This is a genomic window from Natronococcus sp. (assembly GCF_047921035.1).
Classification (GTDB): Archaea; Halobacteriota; Halobacteria; order Halobacteriales; family Natrialbaceae; genus Natronococcus.
The window spans coordinates 1-5,617 of the sequence record NZ_JBLRWX010000154.1 but is presented as its reverse complement, the minus strand read 5'-3'; the positions used below and the strand labels follow the sequence as shown (position 1 = coordinate 5,617).

At 66.5% G+C, this 5,617-nt stretch carries 5 protein-coding genes; 3 read left to right on the top strand and 2 right to left on the bottom strand.

From position 1 onward, the window contains the following. A partial coding sequence (locus ACNA7R_RS19060) for a thiolase family protein (protein WP_416285096.1) occupies window positions 1–486 on the top strand: 486 nt, incomplete at its 5' end. A 30-nt stretch (window positions 487–516) separates the two neighbouring features. On the opposite strand, the gene ACNA7R_RS19055 is transcribed toward ACNA7R_RS19060, so the two are convergent. Beyond that, window positions 517–1,938, bottom strand: coding sequence for a zinc ribbon domain-containing protein (locus ACNA7R_RS19055; RefSeq protein ID WP_416285095.1), 1,422 nt, complete (start codon window positions 1,936–1,938; stop codon window positions 517–519). Beyond that, the gene (locus tag ACNA7R_RS19050; protein ID WP_416285094.1) at window positions 1,935–3,110 is read right to left on the bottom strand and encodes a thiolase domain-containing protein; all 1,176 of its coding nucleotides are present in this window, start codon (window positions 3,108–3,110) and stop codon (window positions 1,935–1,937) included. The genes ACNA7R_RS19055 and ACNA7R_RS19050 overlap by 4 nt, the downstream gene beginning before the upstream one ends. A gap of 137 nt (window positions 3,111–3,247) precedes the next feature. Between ACNA7R_RS19050 and paaK the strand changes: the two genes are divergently transcribed. Next, complete coding sequence (gene paaK, locus ACNA7R_RS19045) at window positions 3,248–4,534, top strand: phenylacetate--CoA ligase PaaK (RefSeq protein WP_416285093.1); 1,287 nt, start codon at window positions 3,248–3,250, stop codon at window positions 4,532–4,534. A gap of 182 nt (window positions 4,535–4,716) precedes the next feature. Further along, window positions 4,717–5,617: 1,2-phenylacetyl-CoA epoxidase subunit PaaA (gene paaA, locus ACNA7R_RS19040; RefSeq protein WP_416285092.1), on the top strand; the 901-nt coding region annotated here is incomplete at its 3' end.

Here is a 5,617-nt window from a genome sequence, read left to right as displayed (position 1 = left end):
GTCTTCGTCGACGACAACGCGGCGACGGTCACGCCCGGCAACGCCTCGCCGTTAACCGACGGCGCGGCCGGCCTGCTCGTGACGAGCGCCGAGTACGCCACCGAGCACGACCTCGATCCCCTCGCCCGCGTTCGCTCGCGCGGCGTCGCCGGCGTCGACCCCACCGTGATGGGAACCGGGCCGGTGCCCGCGACCCGCGACGCGCTCGAGGGATCCGATCTCACCGTCGACGAGCTCGACCTCGTGGAACTCAACGAAGCCTTCGCCTCCCAGAGCCTCTACTGCAAGCGCGAACTGGGGGTCGACGAGGAGAAGCTGAACGTCAACGGCGGGGCGATCGCGCTCGGCCACCCGCTTGGCTGCTCGGGCGCGCGCATCACGACGACGCTGTTGCACGAGCTCGAGCGCCGGGACGGTCGGTACGGCCTGGCGACGATGTGCGTCGGGTTCGGACAGGGCGTAGCAGTAGTGTTCGAACGGCCGTAAGCCGCGTCTTCGCTCCTCCCGTTCTCCGTTCTACTCCGCCGCGAGCTGCATCTTGAACCCGTACCGGGTCACGCCCTCCTGCGTGTAGATCCGCCGGATCGTGGCTTCGACGCGGTCGCCGATCTCGACGGTCTCGTCGGCACCCGTCAACACCTGCGTCGGCGTCGAGACCGTCCCGTCGTCTTCGTCCGGGCCGTCGAGCGCGACGACCGCGCTGACGAACGATCCCTCGCGGGCCTGCTGCTCGACGAACTCGGGCGGTGCGCCACCCTGTCCGATGACCGTCGCCGCCTCCACGGTTCCGGTTCCGGGGAGTTCGACCTCGTCGTAACCCTCGAGCGCGCCACAGTCCGGACACGCCCCCTCGGGCGGGAACGCGAGCGACTCGCACTCCTTGCAGCGACCGGCGACGAGCCGGTGGCGCTGCGGGATCGTTCGCTTCCAGCTCGGCACGCTGACGTACGCGCCGCCGCCGTCGGGCTCGCCGGGCGTGACGTCGCCGCGCATCCGCAGGTACTCGCCGTAGCCCAGGGTCTCGCCGGCCTCGAGCGCGGTCGCGACCGCGACGTCGGCGGCGTCGACGGCCAGCGCGGTCGCGCCGCCGCCGGAGCCGTAGCCGAGCAGGACGAGTTCCTCGTGGCCGTCCTCTATCGCCGTCGCAAGGCCGAGGAGGACGCTCGCCGCGCCCGTATCGCCGAGGTCGTGGACCGTGGTCCCCGCCTGGAGCGTCTCGGACTCGACGCCGAGCGACCCGGCGGCGCGGTAGGGGAGTTTCCCGTTCGGCGACTGCAGGCAGACCGAGTCGACCCCGGAAAGGTCGGTCTCGAGGGCGTCCGCGGCGGCCACGACAGTCTCGGTGAACGCCCGCCGGTCGTACCCGGTGACGCCGAGCCCCGTCGTCTCCGCCTCGCCGGCAGGTCGAAACCGCGTCCCCGGGAAGGGGCTGACCCGCTCCGCGCGGTCGGTCACCGATCCGGCGCCGTCGGGCGTCAGGACGACCGCGGCGGCTCCCGCACCGCCCGCGTGTTCGATCTCGTCGTCGTGTGCGCCGCGGGGCGCGTCGCTCGCGACGACGAGCACCGTTCCGTCCGCGACCTCGAGTCCCGAGGCCAACGCGTCGACGCCGGCGCGGGTGCTGCCGGCGAACTGGCGCGTCTCGAGGGCGTCGCCGAGCCCGAGGAAACTGGCCAGCCGCGGCGAGAGTGCCTCCTCCTCGTAGGGGGGCGTCGTCGTGCCGAGGAAGAGGTGGGTGACGGCGTCGGGGTCGATACTGCCCGCCTCGAGCGCCCGCGAAGCGGCCTCGTAGGCCATCGTCAGGGTGTCCTCGTCGCCCGCGGGCACCGCGGTCTCGGAGATGCCGGCGCCGTGGAACTGCCCCCAGGCGTCGGTGACCGCGTCGGCGGTGAGCCGGTACCGCGGAGCGTACGCGCCGACGCTCTCGAGGCCCGTCATCGTCCCACCTCCTCGTTCTCGAAGACGTGAACGGCCGTCGCGCCGCCGCTACCGCCAACGTTGTGAGTGAGCCCGTACCGCGGGTTCTCGAGCTGGCGTTCACCTGCGCGCCCGGTAAGCTGGTCGAAGGCCTCACTGATCTGGCCCGTGCCGGTCGCGCCGATCGGGTGGCCCTTCGACTTGAGGCCGCCGGAGGTGTTGACCGGGAGGTCACCGTCGGGGTCGGTGACACCTTCCCGGAGAAGGCGGGGTGCCTCGCCCCGCTCGCAGAAGCCGAGATCCTCGTAGGCGATGAGTTCCGCGATGGCGAAGCAGTCGTGGACTTCGGCGAAGTCGAGATCGTCAGGGCCGATCCCCGCACGGTCGTACGCGCTCTCGGCCGCTTCCCTTGAAGCCGAAATCTCGGTGTAGCTGTCGCGCTGAGCTAGGCCGACGCGCTCGCTGGCCGCGCCGGTTCCAGCGATACGAACACGCTCGTCGGTGTACTCGTCGACGACGTCCTCGCTGGCGAGCAGAACGGTCGCTGCGCCGTCGGAGGTCGGACAGCAGTGATAGAGGTTGAGGGGATCTGCGACTGTCGGAGCGGAGACCGCGTCCTCGAGCGAGCACTCGAAGCCGAGGTGAGCCTTCGGGTTCTTTGCACCGTTAGCATGGTTCTTCACGGCGACCCGAGAAAGGTCCTTTTCAGTTGCGTTGTACTCGTCCATGTAGGCGCTCGCCATCTGGGCGTAGACACCGGAGAACGTCGTCCCGGTCAACCGTTCCCATTCAGTTTCTCCAGAAACACCGAGCCAGTACTTCGCGACGTCGCTGGACAGATCGGTCATAACTTCGAATCCACCCGCGAGGACGACATCTGCCATCCCGCTTTTGATCGCCTGGACCCCCTGGCGAACGGCGAACCCGCCCGCGCCGCAGGCGTTCTCGATCCGCGAGCAGGGTACGTTGTGGAGCCCGACGTGTTCGGTCACCGCCGGCCCCGAGAGGCCGAGCTGTCGTCCGCCGACGCCGAGGGTGGCGACGACGGCCTCGTCGATTTTCTCCGTGTCGATACCGTGGTCAACGCTGTCGCGGGCAGCCTCGTATGCCTCCGCGAACAGATCCCGGTAGCTCCGATCCGGGAACGAGCCGAAGCTGGTCTGTCCGGCACCGATAACGTAGACGTCACGCATACTCGGTCCTTGTCACGAGTTAGTATATAGCTTCGGACTGGAGCGACGCGTGTCGGTACCAGTCGGAACGTGGTAGCGAGCAGACGTCTCGAATACCACATCATTTTTACTGTACCCCGTCTCACAGAGAGATGAGGATGCCACACACAGACATAGAGGCAGCATCCCGTGAGGAGATTCGGGAGCTGCAGAACGAACGGCTCCGCGAAACCGTACGGAACGCCTACGAGAACGTCGACTACTACCGCAAGGAACTCGAGGAAGCGGGCGTCACCCCCGAGGACATCGAGACGGTCGACGACGTCACGAAGCTGCCGTTTACGACCAAGGAAGACTTCCGCGACGAGTACCCCGACGGCCTCTTCGCCGTCGACGACGAGGAGATCACGCGGATCCACGCCTCCTCGGGAACGACGGGCAAACCCAAGATCGTCTCCTACACCGAGGACGACCTCGAGGTCTGGAGCGAAGTCGTCGCCCGCAGCCTCGCGGCGGCGGGAGTCGAGGCCGGCGACACCGTCCAGAACGCCTACGGCTACGGGCTGTTCACTGGCGGTCTGGGCCTCCACTACGGGGTCGAGGAACTTGGCGCGACGGTGATCCCGATCGGCGGCGGCAACACTCAACGCCAGGTCGAGATGCTCCAGGATTTAGAGAGCGACGCGATCTCCTGTACGCCTTCCTACGCGCTCTATCTCGCCGAGACGGCCCAGGAGATGGGCGTCGACATCAAGGAGCTCCCTCTCAGCACGGTCATCTTCGGGGCGGAGCCCTGCACCGATCCGATGCGTGAAGAGATCGAGGAGCGCCTCGACGTGAACGGGATCGACATCTACGGCCTCTCGGAGATCATCGGCCCCGGCGTCTCCAACGAGTGCCACGAGGCCCAGGACGGACTGCACATCTGGGAGGACCGATTCCTCCCCGAGGTCGTCGATCCGGAGACGGGCGAACCCCTGCCGGAGGGCGAGGAGGGCGAACTCGTGCTTACGACGCTGTCGAAGGAGGCCCTGCCCGTGCTTCGCTACCGCACCGGCGACCTGACGTCGCTCACCTACGAGACCTGCGAGTGCGGTCGCACGATGGTCCGGATGGACAACGTCACTGGCCGCGCCGACGACCTCATCATCGTCCGCGGTGTCAACTTCTACCCCAGCGAGGTCGAGGATGTCGTCCTCGAGTTCGAGGAGGTCGCCCCCTACTACCGCATCGACCTCTACCGCGAGGACAACCTCGACACGCTCGAGATCACGATCGAGGTCGAACCCGAATTCGACGGCGACACCGAAGAACTTCGCGACCGGGTGCTCACCCGCCTCGAGAACGTGCTGTCGTTTACACCTGATACGCTGACGATCGTGGGCCCCGGCGAGATCGAACGGACCGAGGTCGGCAAAGTCAAGCGCGTTTACGACCACCGCTGACCTCACTGGTATTCTGCACGTCGTCCCTCGGTTCATTTTGTCGGTCGATCGCCTCGGCAGCGTTCCGGTGGCTTTCCGGCCGATACCGGCGAATCGCCGACACACCGGCCTTTCGCCCCCTATTTAAAACGCCCTCATATGGGTGTGAACTACTATGCAATACAGTCCTCTGTATTACGGTAATGAATGTCGAAGCGGTTACGGAACGTGCGGGCCCCCGGGAGTTCAGTTCCGCGGACGACCTCCCGCGGGAGTACCGAGAGGCAGCGACGCGGATGATCGAGTTTCACGCCAACAGTGAGATCATGGGTGCCTACCTGGAGCGACCGTTCATCCGGCAGGCGCCGAGCATCGACCGAAAGCTGGCGTTCTCGGCGAAGGTCCAGGACGAGATCGGCCACGGCCAGCTGCTCTACCGGGCTGCCGAGTCGCTGGGCGTCAAGAGCCGCGAGGAGATGCTCGGGGACCTGGCGAACGGGGACGGGAAGTTCCTCAATTGCTTTCATTATCCGCTCGAGAGCTGGGTGGAAGTGCCGATGATTTCGTTTTTCGTCGACGGTGCTGCGATGCGCCGGCAAGCGACGCTGCGACGGACCAGCTGGGAGCCATACGCCCACGCAATGGACAAGGTCTGCTTCGAAGAGGGGTTCCACGTCAAACACGGCGAGGATATCCTTCGCGAACTCATGACCGGATCCCGTGCCGAACAACGACGGACCCAGGAAGCGTTCGAGGAGTGGTGGCCCCGAATCATTCAGTTCTTCGGACCGACCGACGACGACAGCACACATCACGACTTCGCTGCTTCCGTCGGACTCAAACAGCAGTCCAACGACGCGCTGCGCAACGCCTTCCTCGATCAGTACATCCCGAAGGCCCGGAAGTACGGCCTCGAGATCCCCGACGAACCTCGCATTCGCGAGCGCGACGACGGGACCTACGCCGTCGAGGAGGGCGACCTCGACTGGGACGAGTTCTTCACGATCGCGAAAAACGAGTACGAACCCGGCGTCGGCCAGATCGACGGCCGGAGACATGCACAGAACGCGGTCCAGTGGGTTCGTAACACGGTCGACGAAGACG